Raw genomic sequence first — 19,026 nt, 5'->3', positions numbered from 1 at the left:
TTAACGAATCGGTAATCGCAAGACACTACTGTCCGCAATTGACTCATTCTGGCTATTTGTCTTGCGTTACCGGAGTTTGCGGATGCCATTTTTCCGAAGGGCTGCCTGTGCGGCCTGTGTGTTTCTCCTGCCGTTTGCCGGCGCCTCTGCCCTAGCCCAGGAGCCGACAGGCTGGTCGAAGGACTGGTATCTGACCCTGGGCGGCATGGGGTTTCAGGCGCCGCGCTATCAGGGCGATGACCAGCGCCGTCTGACATTTTCACCGGTGATCGCGCTCGGTCGCGGGCAGCGGCCGGTCTTCGTGTCCCGCAATGACAGCCCCTCGGTCATGCTGCTGGGGGCAGGCGGCTTCCACGCAGGGCTCGTCGGGCGGTTCGTGCCCTCGCAGCGGGAAAGCCGCAGCGACGACCTGAAGGGGCTCGGCTCGGTCAAATGGGGGCTGGAGGCCGGCGGCTTTGCGGAACTCTATCCGGTGGAAGGAATTCGCGTGCGCGGCGAGGTGCGGCAGGGCGTGCGGGCGCATCACGGCGTGGTGGCGGATCTGGCGCTCGACGGCTATTCGGATCTGGTGCCGGGGCTGCAGGTGTCCGGCGGCCCGCGCATCACCTGGGCCAGCAAGGATTACAAATCCACCTATTTCGGCGTGAGCGACAGCCAGTCGCAGGCCTCCGGCCTTGCCCCCTTCGATCCGCAGAGCGGCCTGCATGCCATGGGTGTCGGAGCGGCCATCTCCTGGAAGAGCACCGATCGCCTGACCATCGGATCCTTTGCCGAATATAGGCGGCTGATGGGCGATGCGGCCGACAGCAGCCTGGTGCGGGAGCGCGGCTCGCGCAACCAGGTCATGGTGGGGGTCACGGCCACCTACACCTTCGGCTATGTGCCGGGTGCCCGCCCGTAGTCTCCATCGATCTCGCTAGAGCATTTCCGGTCAAAACGGGATCACGTGAAATGCTCTATCTTTTTGTTTTTACGCAGTCCGGACGCAAGACCGCTAACGCACTTTTGCTGGACATGCTCTAGACGGTCGGCTGACGCCGGACGGCGGCGCCTCCGACAGATTTCCATCATGGAGATCTGTTATGGAAACGGGCATCCGGCGCCCGCTTCGCGCTGCCGTGCTTGCCGAGGGGGCGATTGCTTTTGACGACAAACCGCTTAGAACTTCGCCCATGAGCACCTTGCATGATTTTTCGGGCCGCGTGGCCGACGCCCCTTCCGACAACTGGGTCTATCGCGCCCTGCCGCGCGCGCTGTGGCCCTATGCGCAGCTTGCCCGCTGGGACCGGCCGATCGGCTGGCAGTTGCTGATGTGGCCCTGCTTCTGGTCTTCGGCGCTGGCGGCCAATGCCGACATGGGGCCGGACGGGGTGTTTTCGCTGAAGGTGAAGCTCTTCCACCTCTTCCTGTTCTTCATCGGCGCGGTCGCCATGCGCGGCGCCGGCTGCACCTATAACGACATTGTCGACCACCGCATCGACATGGAGGTGGCGCGTACCCGTTCGCGGCCGCTGCCATCCGGCCGGGTCACGCGGCTGCAGGCCAAGATCTTCATGGCGCTGCAGGCGCTGGTCGGCCTGTGGGTGCTCCTGCAGTTCAACGGCTTCACCATCGGTCTCGGCTTTGCCTCGCTGCTCGTCGTCGCCATCTATCCCTTTGCCAAGCGCTTCACCGACTGGCCGCAGTTCTTCCTCGGCCTTGCCTTTTCCTGGGGCGCGCTGATGGGCTGGGCGGGGCTGTTCGGCAGCCTGTCCTGGGCGGCACTCTGGCTTTACGGCGCGGCGATCGCCTGGACCATCGGCTACGACACGATCTATGCCCATCAGGACAAGGAGGACGATGCGCTGATCGGCGTACGTTCCACCGCGCGGCTGTTCGGGGAGAACACCAAGGCCTGGCTGTCCGGTCTCTATGCGCTGACGATACTGTTGCTGCTGTTTGCCTTCATTGCCGGTCACGTGGCCTTTCTCGGCTATGTCGGCCTCGTGATCGTGGCACTGATGCTTGCCTGGCAGGTGCTGATCCTCGATATCGACAATCCCGACCAGTGCATGAAGCTGTTCAAGTTCAATCATCCGGTCGGCGCGATGATCTTCTTTGCCCTCGTCCTGTCGCTGGTGTCCCAGGGGCGCTGATCGTGCGCCCGGCAGGGGCCGCAACCAGGGGCCGCAACGCAAGAAGCCCGGGCAGGGGCCGGGCTTCTGGATGGGAGGTCTGCTCCTTCCGGAACATCCGCGATGCGTGGCCTGTCGATGGCCGGTGGGATCAGCGACGCGCGATGATCTCCTTGCCTTCGATGCGCATCGCGACGCCGAGGCTGCCGGTGGATCGGCGAACCAGGAAGCGCGGACGGCGGGCTGCAAAATAGGAGTGGCGGCGGCGCGGCTTGCTGTCCTGCATGCGGATGTCGCCGAGATGGTTTTCCAGCGGGCGGGCAACGCCATCGGCTTCGACCATCAGCATGGGAATGCGGAAGGCATCCGACCAGCTGCGCCAGTCTGCGGCGATGTCGCACAGATCATGGGCGACGAGCAGCGGGATGCACAGATCGGGATCGTCATGGTGCAGTTCGAGCGTCACCGTGACCTCGCCATTGCCATGGTCGATGGCGCGGGCCGCAACGCCCTTGAAGGCGCGGGCGGGAAGGGCAAAGGACAGCGGCAGGCCGCTGCCGGGGAGGATCTTGCGAAGGACTGCGCCCCGTTCGTCGATGGTGATGGTGACATCGCCGGCGGCGTCATGCAGCCCGTACGTGATCTGCTGGGGGAAACGCGTCGGGTCCAGCCGAAGCGTTGCACCTGCCCAAGAGGGTTTCAGAACCGTATTTGTCATCTCGAATGCTACCCTTGTTTTACCTGAGAGCCGTTTTCGATCTCTCGCGGGACTTTTGTCCTCTGATGGGCTGGAGCATAGGCGGCCCCTTTCCAGAACCGCTTAAAAATTGCGGTTAAGAAATTCCTGCCTCCCCTGATGGTTAGCAAAAGTGAATCCGTCAGGGTTTCCTGAAGATGAACAAGGCCCCGTTTGTATGGGCCCAGAACAGGTTTCGGGGGAGGGAAAGCCCCGGGCAAGCCCCGTGTGCAAAGCCCCGACAGCAATTCTTTAAGTTTCGTTGACGTATGCTGCGCACCGGTAAACGCACGCAGGCAGGAGAACGAGAGGCTTCGCGAATGGTATCGACCTATCTCAGCTACGACCTCGTCAGCCGTGATCTTCAGGCCAGCCTGAAGCGGGTATCCAAACAGACGGACGTCAGCCGCGAGGCCGAATATTACAAGGCCAACATCGCAAAGGTTACCAGCGTCGACGAGTTCCTCGACGATTACCGTCTCTATTCCTATGCCATGAAGGCCTACGGGCTGGAGGACATGACCTATGCCAAGGCCTTCATGCGCAAGGTGCTGGAAAGCGATCTGTCCGACGAAGACAGCTTCGCCAACAAGCTGACCGACGACCGCTACCGCGATTTCGCCACCGCCTTCAATTTCTCCTCGGAGGAGAAGACGGCGCAGTCCGGCACCCAGGTCACCGCCATGGTGGATCTCTACACCGCCACCATGGTCAGCGAGGGCGATGCGGTCACCACCGAAACCAACTACTTCAATGCGATGATGGACGAGGTCGGCAGCGTCGACGACCTGCTGAATAACGACCGCCTGCGCAGCTACCTGTTCACTGCCTATGACATTTCGGAGAAATACTATTCGCGCAGCCTGCTGCGCGGCGTGCTGTCGAGCGACACCAGCGATTCCTCCAGCTACATCAACCAGACGCTCGGCCCCCAGCGCGACACGCTGAACACGCAGCTTGCCGATGCGCAGACCCGGCTTGCCGCCACAACCGACACGACGGAAAAGACCACGATCCAGGCCGAGATCGACGGATACGAGGCCAAGCTCGAGACGATCCAGAAATATTACGACATGGCCGATGCCTTCCAGTTCAACGCCGATGGCACGGCGCCGAGCGGCGGCGTGCAGACCGCGGAGCAGAAGGCAACGATCAACGACCTCTATCTGAGCAAGCAGGATCGCGTGTCCACGGCAACCGCGCTCAATGATGCCGACTATTTCAAGGAGAAGATGGCCACGGTCGACAATGTCTCCGACATCATCGGCGATACGCGCCTCTACAAGTTCATCAAGACCGCTTACGGGCTGACCGGCATCACGGTGGTGACCTCCACCATCGAGCAGATCCTCACCAGCGATCTCGACGATCCGAACAGCTATGCCAACCGCTTCGGCGCCAGCAATCCCGCCTATCTGGAACTGGCCAAGGATTTCGGCTTCAGCACCGACGGCACCGTGACGGCCGGCCAGGCGCAGACCGCGACCCAGCAGGACTCCACCATCAACCGCTATTACAGCACCTATAACGACGATCAGGACGAGGCGGACGAAGAGGCGATCAGCCTCTACAAGGCGGCCATTTCCGAAGTGGATTCGGTGGCCGAGTTCCTGTCCACCAAGGATGTCTACAACTTCGCCCTCAAGGCCGTGGGGCTCGATCCCGACGAGGTTTCGCAGCTGACCATCAAGCGCGTGCTGACCAGCGATCTCGACGATCCGAAGAGCTATGTCTACAGCCTGAAGGACGAGCGCTACCTGACGCTCGCCAAGGCCTTCAACTTCACCACCAGCGGCGATGTCACCGCGCCGCTGACGGCCCAGTCACAGGGCACGATCAAGTCGATCGCCTCCGACTATACCGTGCAGATGACGCGTTTCCTTGCCGATGACGAGAAGGAGGCCGCCAAGGAAAAGGCGTCCGACGAGGTGACCTACTATTCGGAAAAGATGCTGTCGATCCAGAGCGCGTCTGACTTCATCAACGACGAGCGGCTGGTGAAGGTGGTGCTGACCGCCTACGACATCGACGCCTCCACCGTGACCACCGATTTCCTCAAGCAGGTGTTTTCCTCGGATCTTTCCGACCCGAACAGCTTCGTCAACAAGCAGGAAAACACCGCTTGGGCGGAAATCCTCGGCACCTTCAACTTCAACACCAGCGGCAAGCTGGAGGCGCGCGAAAGCACCGGCGTGCAGAGCCAGGGCAAGGTGCTGGAGACCCAGAACCGCTATACCCGCCAGACGCTGGAGGAGGAGCAGGGCGAGAGCAACAATGGTGTGCGCCTGGCGCTCTATTTCGAGCGCATGTCCCATTCCATCACCAGCGCCTACGACATTCTGGGCGACACCGCGCTGCTCGAATTCTTCCGCGTCAGCTTCCAGCTGCCGGAAAGCTTCAGCAATCTCGACGTCGACAAGCAGGCTGAACTGGTCAACAAGTACATGAACCTCGAAGACCTCAAGGATCCGGAAAAGGTCTCGAAGATGGTCGACAAGTTCACCGTGATGTACGATCTGGAAAACTCCGATTCCAGCTCGTCCGCGCTGTCGATCCTTACCGGCAGCGCCAACAGCGCCGGCATCAGCGCCGACCTGCTCTATTCGCTGTCGCAAACCGGCTGATCGAGCCTCCTCAGGCGCTGATCACCTTGCCGGGGTTCATGATGCCTGCCGGGTCGAAGGCGTGCTTGATGCGGCGCATCAGCTCGATCTCGATTTCCGGGCGGATCGCCGCCAGTTCGTCGCGCTTCAGCTGGCCGATGCCGTGCTCGGCGGAAATCGAGCCGCCTTTCTCCAGCACGATGCCGTGGACGATGGCGTTCATCTCCCGCCAGCGGGCGAGAAACGCCGCCTTGTCGGCGCCGACCGGCTGGGAAATGTTGTAGTGGATATTGCCATCGCCCAGATGCCCGAAGGCGCAGATGCGTGCGCCGGGCATGGCCGCCATCACGCCTTCTTCCGCAGCTGCCATGAAGGCGGGGATCTTCGAGACCGGCACCGAGACGTCGTGCTTGATCGAGCCGCCTTCCGGCTTCTGCGCATCCGACATGCTTTCGCGCATGTGCCATAGCGCCTTTGCCTGGGCGACCGAAGCCGCAATCACCGCGTTTTCGATGAGGCCGGCCTCCAGCCCCTGTTCCAGCAGCGCATGCGCCAGCCGCTCCGCCGTCTCGGCCGAATCGCTGGTGGATATATCGACGAGCACGTACCAGTCATGCACCGTCGGCAGCGGATCGCGCACGCCGGCAATGTGGCGGGTGGTAAACTCGATGCCGATGCGCGGCATCAGCTCGAAACCGGTCAGCGCCGTGCCGCAGAGGTTGGAGGCCTTTTCGAACAGTTCGAGCGCGTGCTGCGGCGAGGCGAGCCCGACAAAGGCCACCTGATGGCCGACCGGCTGCGGGAAGAGTTTCAGCACGGCCGCCGTGATGACGCCGAGCGTGCCTTCCGCGCCGATGAAGAGGTCGCGCAGGTCATAGCCGGTATTGTCCTTCTTCAGGCGCCGCAGGCCGTTCCAGATCTCGCCGGTCGGCAGGACCACTTCAAGGCCGAGGCACAGCTGGCGCATGTTGCCATAGGCCAGCACGGCGGTGCCGCCGGCATTGGTGGAGAGATTGCCGCCGATGCGGCAGGAACCTTCGGAGCCGAGTGAGAGCGGAAACAGCCGCCCGACCGATTCCGCCGCCTTCTGCACATCGGCCAGGATGCAGCCGCCTTCGGCAACCAGCAGGTTGGCGAGAGGGTCGATGTCGCGGATACGGTTCATCCGCTCCAGCGACAGGATCAGCTGCGTGCCGTCCGCGCTCGGTGTCTGGCCGCCGACGAGGCCGGTATTGCCGGTCTGCGGCACGATGGCGGTGCCGGTTTCGCTGGCAAGCGTCAGGATGGCGGAGACCTCCTGCGTCGAGCCCGGCTTCAGCACCAGCGGCGAGGCGCCCTTGTAGAGCCCGCGATTTTCCACGAGCCGCGGGGCGATCTCCTGAGGGTCGCTGACCACATTTGCCGCCCCGACAATGGCCGTAAAGCGGGATATCAGATCGGAAGAGGGCAGGCGGGCATCCATGGCATGTCTCCTCGGTCTTGTCGGCGCCGCCGGGCGTCCGCTTTGTCGGGACGTCCCGTCCGGGCGTCAGGTATCGCGCGGGGCGGCCGCACGGGCCAGCCGGTCGTTGATCGCCTCGCCGAGCCCTTCATCCGGAATGGCTGCCACGGCAATGCGGGCGGCCCCCGTCGCGTCGGCCTGCTTCAGATAGTCGAAGAGATGGGCGGCCGCCTCGGAGAGGTCGCCGGCCGGGCTGAGATCGAACACGGCCTTTGCCGCCTCGCTGCCCGCCACCGGCTGACCGGCAAAGCGGATGAGGGCTTCGCCCGGTTCGACGGATGTGGCGCAAAGGCGAACGGCAGCACCCGGCGCATAATGCGAGGCCAGCATGCCGGGCGCCTCGATGGCACCGGAAAGGCCTTCCTGCCGCTCGACCTTGCGGCCCGTCAGCCGCTCGATGGCTTCTGCGGAAATGCCGCCGGGGCGCAGCAGCCGCACCCGGTCGCCTTCCACCTTGACGATGGTCGATTCGACCCCGACCGGGGCCTTGCCGCCATCGATGATGAGGCTGAGCTTTTCGCCCAGATCCTCTGCCACGTGGCGGGCGCTGGTGGGGCTGACCTTGCCGGATGTGTTGGCGCTCGGGGCTGCGAGCGGCTGGCCGAAGGCGGCGATCAGATCGCTGGTAAAGCCGCGCGGCACCCGCACGCCGACCGTATCGAGGCCGGCGGTGGCCAGATCGTGTATGCCGCTTTCGGCGCGGCGCGGCAGCACCAGCGTCAGCGGTCCCGGCCAGAAGGCTTCGGCAAGAAGGCGTGAGACCGGATCGAAGATCGCGTGACGCTCGGCCATCGCCAGATCCGCCATGTGGCAGATCAGCGGATTGAAGCGCGGCCGCCCCTTGGCCTCGTAGATGCGCGTGACGGCGGCCGGATTGGTGGCATCGGCCGCCAGTCCGTAGACGGTCTCGGTCGGAATGGCGATGGGCAAGCCTTCTCCGAGCCTTGCGGAGGCCTCGGTCAGCGCCTGGGTGCGATGCGTCGCGATGTCGATGATGCGTGCAGCCATGATAAAGGCTGCAATAACGCCAAAAGCCCCCCTGGCGCAAACGCTTTCACAGGCTGCGGATCACCTGGCGCAGCGCCGCGTCCGGCGCGCCGAGGATCAGCACGTTCTTCAGCGCCTCCATCGGGTCGCTGGTGCGGAACAGGATGCCGTTGTCGCGCACCGTCCTGTTGATGCGGGCCTCGCCGGTTGGCTGCAGGTCGAGGGCGACGGCGAAATACATGCGGTCGTAATCGGTGCGGATGCGCTCGAAGAACTGCTCGTCCGCGCCGATCTCGGCGAGGAAATTGCAGATGTAGAAGGACCAGTGGATCGGCGCGGTGCGCTCGAACACGGTGCGGGCCGCGGTGACGTGGCAATAGCCGAGATGCGGGCTTTCGGACAGCGCCCGGCTGAAGACGATCTTGGGGAAGCGGATCGTGCGATGGACGGCATTGATCCGCTCATGTGTCTTCTCGCCGGCGGCGGTCAGCCGCTTTTCGGTACGCTCGGCCACCTCCTCATAGGTGAGGTAGCGGCGCTCTTCCGGCAGCCAGTCGCGCCGGTTGCGGGAAATGCGGCCGGTGCGCAGGAATTCCGAGTGGGCGGCCGTCTTCTGCGGCGTTTCCGCCGACAGGGCGGAGCGGATGTCGAAATATCGGCGCTTTGCCTTGGCGTCCACGGCTCTTCACTCCCTCGCGATGGGGCAAGCGTAACCCGGGATCCTTGACGCAGGCTTGCGTCCGCGCAAATGGCGCCTGTTCCGTTTGCGTCGCAACGCGGCCGGCCTTGCGGCGCGTCTGCGGCGCCAATCGCCTGCTTTTGCAGGGGAAAGACCAGATGCCGGTGCCGCGACATGTCGCGTTTTTGTCGTCAATGCGGAAAAGCATGTCGCATTGCACCGTGTGGCTCCGACAGGGCGTCGGCTATAGATGGGACACTCGAGGTTTCGCCCCTTCCCAAGGCGGAGACTTGGAGGGTCTGGCCGGGCCATGTGCCGGCGCCTTCCGCCTCACACCAGCCCGAGTGACAGTGTGACCCATCGCGGTGGGTGACGGTAACGGACCGCAAGGCTCGGTGGCCGGCGGCCTGTCCGCGTGCCGACGCCTCGCCGCCATCGACAGGAACGCAAGATGGACATTCGCAATACGGTGCTGCGGCAACTGAAGAACCAGCGTCCCGGCTACAGCCTGGAGCAGCCCTTCTACATCGATGCCGATTATTTCAAGCTCGATCTCGAAATGATCTGGTATCGCGACTGGCTGTTCATCGGCCATGATTGCGAAATTCCGCGGGCCGGGAACTATGTCACCGTGCAGATCGGCGATTATCCGGTCGTCATCGTGCGCGGCCGCGACAAGGTGATCCGCGCCTTCCACAACACCTGCCGTCACCGTGGCCACCGCGTCTGCACGCAGGAAAAGGGCGCGTCCGCCAAGCTCGTCTGTCCCTACCACCAGTGGACCTACGATCTCGATGGCTCGCTGGTCTTTGCCCGCCAGATGGGCGAGGACTTCGACAAGTCGGAATTCGGCATGAAGCCCGTCCACTGCGAAACGGTCGGCGGCTATATCTTCATCTGTCTTGCCAACGAGGCGCCGGATTTTGCGCCGGTGCGGGCCACCATCGAGCCCTATATGGCGCCGCATCGCCTCTGGGAGGCCAAGGTCGCCCACAAGAACACCATCATCGAAAAGGGCAACTGGAAGCTCGTCTGGGAAAACAACCGCGAATGCTACCATTGCGCCGGCAACCACCCGGAACTCTGCCGTACCTATCCCGAGGCGCCGACGGCGACCGGCGTGCAGGGCGCGGCAGACGATCCGTTCATTTCCGAACATTGGGAACGCTGCGAGGGTGCCGGCCTGCCGAGCAGCTTCAACATGCACCAGAGCGGCCAGTTCCGCGTTGCCCGCATGCCGCTGATCCAGGATGCGGAAAGCTACACCATGTCCGGAAAGCGCGCCGTCAGGCGTCCCCTGTCGGATGAGGTGAAGATCAGCCATATCGGCACTATGCTGCTCTTCCATTACCCGACCACCTGGAACCACATGCTGGGCGACCACGCGATCTCCTTCCGCGTGCTGCCGATCTCGGCGGAGGAAACTGCCGTCACCACCACCTGGCTGGTGCACAAGGATGCGGTCGAGGGCGTCGATTACGACCTCGAGGAACTGACGCATGTGTGGAACATGACCAACGACCAGGACCGCTCGATCGTTGAGGAAAACGCCTTCGGCATCCGCTCGCCCGCCTATGAACCCGGTCCCTATTCGCCGGATCACGAAGGCGGCGTCATGCAGTTCGTCGAGTGGTACACCAACTTCATGCTGAACCGCCTGCAGGGCGATCAGGCGCGGCTCCACGCCGTCGCCTGATCGGGCACGCGCAAGGACGAACAGCAGGAGGATGAGCGCCATGAACATCGCCGTGACCTACCAGCATGTCGACCAGCTGCAGCCGTGGAGCGACCGGCTGCACCGCCTCGAATGCACCTCCGTGACGCTGGAGGCCCCGGATGTGATGACCTTCACCTTCCGGGCGGAACGGCCGGTCTGGTTCCGCTATCTGCCCGGCCAGTTCGTCACGCTCGAAATCCCGGTCGGCCCGGATCCGGTGATGCGCACCTATACGCTCTCCTCCAGCCCCTCGCGCCCCTACGCGCTGGCGGTGACGGTGAAGGCGCAGAAGGACAGCATCGGCACCCGCTGGCTGTTCGAGAACCTGAAGCCCGGCATGTCGATCCGCGCCTATGGCCCGCTCGGGGACTTCTCCTATGTGAAGCATCCGGGCGAGAAGTATCTTTTCATCTCGGCCGGCTCCGGCATCACGCCGATGATGTCGATGACGCGCGACATGGCCGACCGGGCGCCGCTGTCCGATATCGTCTTCATCAACTGTGCCCGCTCGCCTTCCGAGATCATCTTCCGCCACGAGCTGGAAAACCTGTCGCGGCTGATGCCGAAGCTGAACCTCGGCTTCGTCGTCGAACATTGCGGGCGCGCCGAGCCCTGGCATGGCCTGCGCGGCTTCGTCGACCGGGCAAAGATCTCGCTGCTCGCGCCGGATTTCCTCGACCGCACCATCTTCTGCTGCGGGCCGGAACCCTTCATGGCGGCTGTTCGCTCGGCGCTGGAAGGCGCCGGCTTCGACATGAGCCGCTATCATCAGGAAAGCTTCCAGCCGGCGGTGCAGACCGTGGAGCCGGAGGCGGCAGCCCTTGCCGATGGCGAGGCGCCGGCGATGATTTCCTTCGCGCTGGCCGGCAAGCAGGCGGCCTGCAAGCCGGGCGAGACGGTGCTGATGACGGCGCGCGCCAATGGCATCCGCATCGGCGCGGCCTGCGAATCCGGTCTCTGCGGCACCTGCCGGGTGATGATGCTGTCCGGCGACGTGGAGATGAACCACAATGGCGGCATTCTCGACGAGGAGATCGAAGAGGGCTATATTCTTGCCTGCTGCTCGCGGCCGAAGGGCGACATCGAGATCGAGGTTTAGGATATTGTCGGCCTCGCGCGTCGGGGTCTAAGTCCTTTTCGGCTGCACGCGGACGTGACGGAACCGCCAAGCCCTGCCGTGCGTTTTCCTCATCATAAACATGCAAGAGGAAACCCACCCGCAATGAGGAAGACACTCGCGATCCTGGCAACGGCGCTGAGCCTTGCCGCAACAGGCCTGTCGCCGGCAGGTGCCATGCCCTTTCCCGCCGCGGCTCCGGCGACGGCAGACACGCTGCCGGTCGTCAAGGCACAGGTTCTGTTTCGCGACCGGGAAGACCCGCGCTACCGCCTGCACCGCTGGGGCAATGACCGGCCGGACCTGCGCCGCATTCCCCCGCGCGCCCGTCCGGCCGAGCGCTCGGGCTACATGAACGGCTATCGCGGCTATCGCGATCATCGTCCGGGCTATCGTTATCACGACGGCTTCTGGTTCCCGCTCGCGGCCTTTGCCGCCGGCGCGATTACCGGCGGTGCCATCCAGCAGGCGCGACCGATCACGCCGGATCGCGTGCGGCCGGGTCGCTATTCGCCCCGTCATTACGCGTGGTGCGAGCAGCGCTACAAGACCTACCGGGCCTCGGACAACACCTATGTCGCCAATAGCCGCGGCGAGCGCCGCGTCTGCAACTCGCCCTATTGAGGAGATGCGGGCCGCGGCCGTCCTTTCGGGGCTGCGGCCTGCCATCCGCAGATGAACGGGCCGTTAATGACCGGTTCAGCTGGAAAATCCTAGATTGCCTTCATCGCCTGCCCTGCACGATCCGGTTTCAGTTCCGGTCCCGCCGGGCAGCGCTCCTGTCGGGAAGGGAATGGAGATTGATCATGAACACACTGATGAAAAAGCTGACCATTGCCGGCCTGTCCGCCTCGATGATGGCGGTGTCCGTCCTGCCGTCTCAGGCCATGCCGTTTGCTCCGGCACCCGTTGCTGCGACCCAGTCCGCCGGCACCCCGTTGGTTCAGGTGCAGTACCGCGATGATGATCGCTACTGGCGCCATCACGACCGTCGCTGGGATCGCCGGTGGGACCGTCGCGATGACCGCTACGAGCGCCGGCACCACCATTCTTCCGGCAGCAAGGTCTGGGTGCCGCTGGCCGCCTTTGCCGCCGGTGCCCTGATTGCCGGTGCCGCCACCTCGCAGCCGCGCCACGTGGCGCCTGCGGCCCCCGGCATTCCGTCCGGCGTCAACCCGCGACATTTCGAATGGTGCTCGGCGCGCTACCGCTCCTATGACGCCTATTCGAACACCTTCCAGCCCTATTCCGGGCCGCGCCAGGCCTGCTACTCGCCCTATTACTGAGAGTAGCCGGGAAGCATCCCGCTTCATTGGCCGTCCGGTTTTGCCGGGCGGCCTTTTCGCGTCAGAGAATGCCGGCCCGGCGCAGCAGCCACCAGGCGCCGCCGACCGAAAGCGTCATCAGCCCGAAGGCATAGAGCGTGCCGTGTTCGGCATGGGCGAAGGGAAGCGCCTCGGTGTTCATGCCGAAGAAGCCGGTCACCAGCGAGGGCGGCAGCAGGAAGGCCGTCATCAGCGACAGGATATAGAGGTGGCGGTTGGTTTCCGAGGAGAGCTTCGAATCGATTTCTTCGTGCAGCAGACGCGCGCGGTCCTGCAGGGCATAGACATCGTGGTCCACGGCTTCCAGCCGGCTGGTCAGGCGGCCGGAGACGTCGTGGAAACCCTCCGGCATTTCGTCCTCGTCGGCGGCGGCGGCGCGGCGCAGAAGCGTCAGCACCGTGCGCAGATGGCGGTGCAGGCGCACCACCGTGCGGCGCACGGGCGCCAGACGCCGGCGCTCGTCCCGCGTCGTTGCCCCATAGACCACGTCCTCGATCTGGTTCAGCTCCTCCGTCAGCTCGATGACGAGCGAAATCAGCGTGCGCTGGAACTCGGCGACGATCAGCTCGAAGATGTCGATGGGCTGGCGATAGCGCGCCGGGTTCTTTTCCACGGCCGCACGCACCCGGTCGATGGAGCGCAGCGGCTGCAGCCGGGTGGTGATCAAAAGGTTGTCGCAGACCGCAAAATGCAGCCAGCCGATATCGCGCGTCTCCTCGTCGAACTCTCGCTGGAAATCGACCAGCGTGCCGTAGATCATGCCGTCCTCCAGCGTGATGGAGGCATGCGTCTCATGGGTGGTCAGTGCGGTCACCACCTGCGTGGGCAGCTTCGAGAACTCCTCGAGGAAGGCGGCGACACGCTGGTCGGCGAGGTTGAGGTGCAGCCAGCGGAAGCCCGTCTGCTCGTCTCCCAGGTCGGCGCGCGTCGCGTCCGGCGGCAGGCGGCGGCAGGAGCGGCTGTCACCGTCGAACTGATAGGCCCAGACGAGGCCTGGAATGGACTGGACGATGGACAGCATGGCAGGCTCCTTCGCATTTGCAGCATCTACACACGGGATGTCGAACGCGGCAAGATACATCCGGTCGTGTGACACCGGTGGGACGGTGCGCGCGGAGTTTGCGCCACATCCGGCGGCCCTGATCGTCGTGCCGGCCGCAGGTCTTGCTCGAAAACGAAGAACGCGCCGGATCGCCCGGCGCGTTCTCCTCATTGCCGATTGACGGGCGGTCTCAGCCGATCATCGCATTGTCGTTGCGCTTGACGGCGATGACCGTCGAACGCGGCAGCTTGCCTTCGCCATCCGGGAACGGCGCGTCGGGGTGCTGAATGCCGACGAAATGCGTGCGCTTGTCGGCCGACCAGGTCTGGCCGGTGACTTCCGCGCCCTTCGGTGCGGTGAGGAAGCGCTCGATGCGACCGGTTGCCGGGTCGCCCGCCAGCATCTGGTTGTTGCCCTGGCCGGCGAAGTTGCCTTCGTTGGTGTCTTCGCCGTCCGTCTGGATCCAGAGCAGGCCGGTCGAGTCGAACATCATGCCGTCCGGCGAGTTGAACATGTTGCCTTCGTTGATGTTGGAAGAGCCGGCATAGGCGTCCTTGTGAACGGCCGGGTTGCCGGCCATGCAGAACAGGTCCCACTTGAACTTGCCGTTGGCGTGGTCGTCGCCTTCCGGATACCAGCGCACGATCTGGCCGTATTCGTTCTTCTCGCGCGGGTTGGCGGCGTTGATCGCCATGACATCGCCGCCGGCATTGGTGCGCATCTTGCCGTCCTTCATGACGGCACGGTTGCTGTTGTTGGTCAGCGCGCAATAGGCTTCGATGGCAACCGGGTTGATCGCCACCCATTCCGGACGGTCCATGGTGGTGGCGCCCACCTTGGAAGCAGCCTGGCGGGTGAAGACGCAGATCTCGTCCATCTTCATGCCGGTCGTTTCCGGCGTCAGGGCAACCCACTCACCGGTGCCGTCATCGGCGAACTTGGCAACGAAGAGCGTGCCTTCGTCGAGCAGCTTCGATGTGTCGCCGCCCGGCACGTAGATACCGTTCGAGACGAACTTGTAGAGGAACTCGCCGCGCTCGTCGTCGCCCATGTAGACGACCACGCGACCGTCACGGGCAACCACCACGGCGGCGTTTTCGTGCTTGATGCGGCCGAGTGCGGTGCGCTTGACCGGAACCGACTTGGCATTCGACGGGTCGATTTCTACGACATAGCCGGCGCGGCGCGGTTCGTTCGGGTTCTTCGCCACGTCGAAGCGCTCGTCGAACTTCTCGTAGGCATAGCGCGTCTCGGCGGCAATGCCGTAACGCTTGTAGTCGGCCGGCATCTTGAACTCGGCATTGGTGGTGCCGAAGTAGCCGTTGAAGTTTTCCTCGCAGGTGAGGTAGGTGCCCCACGGCGTCTTGCCGGCGCCGCAGTTGTTGAAGGTCCCGAGACAGTCCGTGCCGTTCGGATCGGCGGCGGTCTTCAGCAGGTCTGAGCCGGCGGCAGGGCCGGAAATCTTCATCGGCGTGTTGTGGTGGATGCGGCGGTTGAACGGGCTGTCGACGACGATCTCCCAGCCGTTTGCACCTTCGGCCACTTCCATCACGGTGACGCCCTGCATGTTCTGCAGGATGCGCACTTCGTCGAGATTGGCCGGAATGCCCTTTTCGCGGTGCGGCAGGTTGATGTCCGGGTTGACGTATTCGTGGTTGACGGCGATCAGCTGGTGGTCGCCGACGACGAAGAGTTCCATGCCGTCGGTGTTTTCACCGAACACCTTGTCGGAGTTCTCCAGGCTGACGCCCTTGACCGGATCGACATCCGGAACGTTGGAAAACAGCGGCTGACCCCACTTGGCAAGCGCCTTCCACGAATAACCTTCCGGCACGTGGATCGTGTTGTCGGTGGCGATCGGAACCGGCTTGAAGGGGAAGCGCGATGCGGCTTCCTGGGCCTGAGCCGAGGTCGAGCTCATCAGGTTGCCGAGCGTGCCCATGGCCGCAGCGGCAGAGCCGAAGGCGAGCACGCCACCGAGGAAGCCGCGGCGCGAGATGGCCCGCTCGACCACGCGGTCGAAATCGGTTTCGGCCGGCGGCGGATTCTGCAATTCGTCCCACTCGTCCCAGGACAGCTTGCTCGTGTCGATATCAGCCATGGTCAACTCCCCATAAGTTGGCTCTAGAATTGTTCTAATGCGATAGCCGGTCACCAATACAGTTTCGTGACACGCTGGCGTGCTGGCGCAAAGTTGAACATCTTTTGATTGCGGGTTTTGAGCCGAGCGAGGGGGACAGCGGTCCGTCAGCGGAAGCACATCCGCGCAAAACGTTTGACGTTTACGTAAAAATCAATTAGCCGAAAGGGAAGCATCAGGGCAGAAGCGGCATCGCGAGGAGGTGGCGTTGCTGTCCGTCACGGCCTTTTGGAGGAGATCGGATGTACAAGGCGCCCGTCGAGGAGATTGCGTTCACCCTGAGACATGTCGCCGGCCTGTCGGCCGCGCTTTCGGCCGGACGGCTCGGAGACCTGAGCGAGGATCTCGTCGATGCCATCCTGTCCGAAGCGGGGCGTTTCGCCAGCGAGGAGATGGCGCCGCTCGGCCCCATCGGCGATACGCAAGGCGCCCGGCTGATCGAGGGCAGGGTGATCTCGCCGGATGGCTGGGTCGATCTCTACAAGGCCTGGTGCGCCGGCGGCTGGAACGGTCTGACCGGACCGGAGGCCTTCGGCGGGCAGGGCCTGCCGCACATGCTGAATGTCGCGACGCTGGAAATGTGGAATTCCGCCTCCGTCGGCTTCACGCTGGGGCCGACGCTGACGATCGGCGCCATCGAGGCGCTGATGGCGCATGGCAGCCGCAGCCTGCAGGAACGCTATGTGGAAAAGCTCGTCTCCGGCGAATGGACGGGCACCATGAACCTCACCGAGCCGCAGGCCGGCTCGGATCTCGGCGCGCTGAAGACGCGCGCCGAACGCCAGCCGGACGGTACCTACCGTATCTTCGGCCAGAAGATCTACATCACCTGGGGCGATCACGATGCGGCCGACAACATCATTCACCTGGTGCTGGCCCGCCTGCCGGATGCTCCGGCCGGCACGCGCGGCATCTCGCTGTTCCTGGTGCCGAAATTCCTCGTCAACGATGACGGTTCGCTCGGCCCCCGCAACGATCTCTTCTGCCATTCGCTGGAGCACAAGCTCGGCATCCATGGCTCGCCCACCTGCACCATGATCTATGGCGACGGCCGTTTCGGCGAGGAGCCGGGCGCCATCGGCTGGCTGGTCGGCGAGGAGAACAAGGGTCTCGCCTGCATGTTCACCATGATGAACAATGCCCGCCTCGCCGTCGGCATGCAGGGGGTCGCGACCGCCGAGGCCGCCACGCAGAAGGCAATCGCCTATGCCCGCGAGCGCACGCAGGGTCGCGCGCCGGCCTGGGGTGGCGCTGCCGCGTCCGGTCCGGGGGCTTCCGGCATGAGCCCGATCATCAAGCACCCGGATGTCGTGCGCATGCTGGTGACGATGAAGGCGCTGACGCAAGGCGTGCGGGCCATCTGCTATGCCTGTGCCCATGCGATCGACCTCTCGCACAGGGCAGAGGGTGATGAGGCGCGCCACTTCCAGGAGCGCGCGGCCCTTCTGACCCCGATTGCCAAGGCCTTTGCCACCGATGTCGGCGTTGACGTCGCCTCGCTCGGCATCCAGGTGCATGGCGGCATGGGCTTCATCGAGGAAACGGGGGCTGCCCGCCTGCTGCGCGATGCCCGCATCGCCCCGATCTATGAGGGCACCAACGGCATCCAGGCGATCGACCTCGTGGTGCGCAAGCTGCCCCTCTCGACGGGCACGCAGGTGCGCGGCTTCATCACAGAGTTGCGGGAGGTGGCAGCGGCCGTGGCCGCCTCGAACCGCGAAGGCTTCGGCGAGACGGCCGCCCGTCTCACCGCAAGCCTTGACGATCTCGAAGCCGCGACCGACTGGCTGCTCACCCGGCAGGCGGAGGGCGCGCTGGCGGAGGCCCTTTCGGGCGCCACGCCCTATCTGCGCCTGTTCGGCCTTGCGCTCACCGGCGCCTATCTCGCCAAGGGTGCGCTGGCGGAAACGGCCCATGGTCAGGATCAGCGCATCGCCCTCTGCCGCTTTGCCGCGGAAAACCTGATCGTCGAAACCGCCACGCTGAAGGACCGCGTCATCCATGGCGCGGCAAGCCTTGCGGCCGCGCGCGTGTTGCTGGCCTAAGCCCCTCCCCAACCCCTCCCCACAAGGGGGAGGGGCTTCTGCTGCCTCGCTCCGACCTCCGTCGTCAGGCGAGGCCGCGCCTCTCGTGATCTCCCCCCTTGTGGCGGAGACGGCCGGCAGGCCAGAGGGGGATTATTCCCGTTCGTCCGCATGCTGGGACTTGAACACCGCGTGCGCCAACTGTTCGCCCCAGGAGACCCAGCCGTGACCGACCACATCCTGATCGAATGCCCCGAGGCCCATCCCGGCGTCATGGTGATCCGCCTCAACCGGCCGGAGAAAAAGAACGCCATCACCGCGGCAATGTATCGCAAGATGGTCGGCGGCCTCACGCAGGCGGCAGCGGACGAGGCGATCCGCGCCGTCGCCTTTCTCGGCACCGAAGGCTGCTTTTCCGCCGGCAACGATATGGCCGATTTCCTGAGCTATGCGATGTCCGGCAGCAGCGAACCGCCGGCGGCGGTGGATTTCCTGAAGGCGCTCGCCACCTTCGGAAAGCCGCTGGTCTCCGGGGTGGACGGGCTGGCAATCGGCATCGGCACCACGCTGCACCTGCATTGCGACCTGACCGTCTCTTCCGCCCGCAGCCTGTTCCGCACGCCCTTCGTCGATCTGGCGCTGGTGCCGGAAGCGGCCTCCAGCCTGCTGGCGCCCGCCGTGATGGGTCAGCAGCGCGCCTTTGCGCTTCTGGCGGCCGGCGAGGGCTTTTCGGGCGAGGAGGCACGCGCGGCCGGCCTGATCTGGAAGGTGGTGGACCCGCAGGAGGTCGAGGCCGAGACGCTGGCTCTTGCCGCAAGGCTTGCGGCAAAGCCGGCCGGCGCGCTGAAGATCGCCCGCGATCTGGTGCGCCCGAACCCCGCGGCTGTGCTCGCCCGCATCGATGCCGAGATGGTACATTTTGCCGCGCAGCTGAAGAGCGCCGAGGCGCGCGCCGCCTTCGAGGCCTTTCTCAAGCGTTGAACCTCCCGTTGACGCGGCGTTAAGGCGAAGAGCGGAAGCTTGCGGCCTTTCAATCTGCGG

Annotated in this window: 15 protein-coding genes; 9 read left to right on the top strand and 6 right to left on the bottom strand. The window is 64.4% G+C overall.

All coding sequences use genetic code 11. The features are described from left to right. Nucleotides 1-82 precede the first annotated feature (82 nt). Entirely contained in the window at nt 83-901 is an 819-nt protein-coding gene (locus KLP42_RS03035) for a MipA/OmpV family protein (protein ID WP_215564670.1), read from the top strand. A 271-nt stretch (nt 902-1,172) separates the two neighbouring features. Further along, complete coding sequence (gene ubiA, locus KLP42_RS03030; protein WP_215564668.1) at nt 1,173-2,135, top strand: 4-hydroxybenzoate octaprenyltransferase; 963 nt, start codon at nt 1,173-1,175, stop codon at nt 2,133-2,135. 130 nt (nt 2,136-2,265) lie between these two features. Here ubiA and KLP42_RS03025 read toward each other — a convergent pair whose 3' ends face one another. After that, on the bottom strand, nt 2,266-2,832 hold the full coding sequence (locus tag KLP42_RS03025) for a DUF6101 family protein (protein ID WP_215564667.1): 567 nt from the start codon (nt 2,830-2,832) through the stop codon (nt 2,266-2,268). 338 nt (nt 2,833-3,170) lie between these two features. Between KLP42_RS03025 and KLP42_RS03020 the strand changes: the two genes are divergently transcribed. Further along, a complete protein-coding gene (locus KLP42_RS03020; protein WP_215564665.1) occupies nt 3,171-5,474 on the top strand; it encodes a DUF1217 domain-containing protein in 2,304 nt (767 codons plus the stop codon). Nucleotides 5,475-5,484: 10 nt separating this feature from the next. Here the strand turns inward: KLP42_RS03020 and KLP42_RS03015 are convergent, their stop codons facing one another. The 3 genes from KLP42_RS03015 to KLP42_RS03005 all read right to left on the bottom strand — a co-directional run bounded on the left by KLP42_RS03015 (nt 5,485) and on the right by KLP42_RS03005 (nt 8,620). Then, the gene (locus KLP42_RS03015; protein ID WP_215564663.1) at nt 5,485-6,915 is read right to left on the bottom strand and encodes an FAD-binding oxidoreductase; all 1,431 of its coding nucleotides are present in this window, start codon (nt 6,913-6,915) and stop codon (nt 5,485-5,487) included. Between the two features lie 66 nt (nt 6,916-6,981). Then, nucleotides 6,982-7,962, bottom strand: coding sequence for an L-threonylcarbamoyladenylate synthase (locus KLP42_RS03010; RefSeq protein WP_215564661.1), 981 nt, complete (start codon nt 7,960-7,962; stop codon nt 6,982-6,984). A gap of 46 nt (nt 7,963-8,008) precedes the next feature. Then, nucleotides 8,009-8,620 (bottom strand): DUF6656 family protein, encoded by a 612-nt coding sequence (locus tag KLP42_RS03005; protein ID WP_215564659.1) that lies wholly within the window; start codon nt 8,618-8,620, stop codon nt 8,009-8,011. A 451-nt stretch (nt 8,621-9,071) separates the two neighbouring features. On the opposite strand from KLP42_RS03005, the gene KLP42_RS03000 reads away from it, so the two are divergent. The 4 genes from KLP42_RS03000 to KLP42_RS02985 all read left to right on the top strand — a co-directional run bounded on the left by KLP42_RS03000 (nt 9,072) and on the right by KLP42_RS02985 (nt 12,740). Then, nucleotides 9,072-10,316: an aromatic ring-hydroxylating oxygenase subunit alpha gene (locus KLP42_RS03000; RefSeq protein WP_215564657.1), complete on the top strand. Its 1,245-nt coding sequence runs from the start codon at nt 9,072-9,074 to the stop codon at nt 10,314-10,316. Between the two features lie 40 nt (nt 10,317-10,356). Continuing rightward, complete coding sequence (locus KLP42_RS02995) at nt 10,357-11,436, top strand: FAD-binding oxidoreductase (protein WP_215564655.1); 1,080 nt, start codon at nt 10,357-10,359, stop codon at nt 11,434-11,436. A gap of 123 nt (nt 11,437-11,559) precedes the next feature. Further along, entirely contained in the window at nt 11,560-12,078 is a 519-nt protein-coding gene (locus KLP42_RS02990; protein ID WP_215564653.1) for a BA14K family protein, read from the top strand. A gap of 182 nt (nt 12,079-12,260) precedes the next feature. Next, complete coding sequence (locus KLP42_RS02985; protein WP_215564652.1) at nt 12,261-12,740, top strand: BA14K family protein; 480 nt, start codon at nt 12,261-12,263, stop codon at nt 12,738-12,740. Between the two features lie 61 nt (nt 12,741-12,801). Here the strand turns inward: KLP42_RS02985 and KLP42_RS02980 are convergent, their stop codons facing one another. Together KLP42_RS02980 and KLP42_RS02975 are read right to left on the bottom strand one after the other, a co-directional pair. Then, on the bottom strand, nt 12,802-13,800 hold the full coding sequence (locus KLP42_RS02980; protein ID WP_215564650.1) for a transporter: 999 nt from the start codon (nt 13,798-13,800) through the stop codon (nt 12,802-12,804). A 211-nt stretch (nt 13,801-14,011) separates the two neighbouring features. Beyond that, entirely contained in the window at nt 14,012-15,922 is a 1,911-nt protein-coding gene (locus KLP42_RS02975; RefSeq protein ID WP_215564648.1) for a PhoX family protein, read from the bottom strand. 281 nt (nt 15,923-16,203) lie between these two features. Here KLP42_RS02975 and KLP42_RS02970 point away from each other — a divergent pair, with 281 nt between their 5' ends. Together KLP42_RS02970 and KLP42_RS02965 are read left to right on the top strand one after the other, a co-directional pair. Beyond that, on the top strand, nt 16,204-18,006 hold the full coding sequence (locus KLP42_RS02970; RefSeq protein WP_215564646.1) for an acyl-CoA dehydrogenase family protein: 1,803 nt from the start codon (nt 16,204-16,206) through the stop codon (nt 18,004-18,006). Between the two features lie 204 nt (nt 18,007-18,210). Next, nucleotides 18,211-18,966 (top strand): crotonase/enoyl-CoA hydratase family protein, encoded by a 756-nt coding sequence (locus KLP42_RS02965; protein WP_215564644.1) that lies wholly within the window; start codon nt 18,211-18,213, stop codon nt 18,964-18,966. Nucleotides 18,967-19,026: the final 60 nt, after the last annotated feature.

The sequence above is a fragment of the Rhizobium sp. CSW-27 genome (assembly GCF_018760785.1).
Classification (GTDB): domain Bacteria; phylum Pseudomonadota; class Alphaproteobacteria; order Rhizobiales; family Rhizobiaceae; genus Neorhizobium.
The sequence above is the reverse complement of the archived record's forward strand: the minus strand, read 5'-3'. Positions and strand labels throughout refer to the sequence as shown.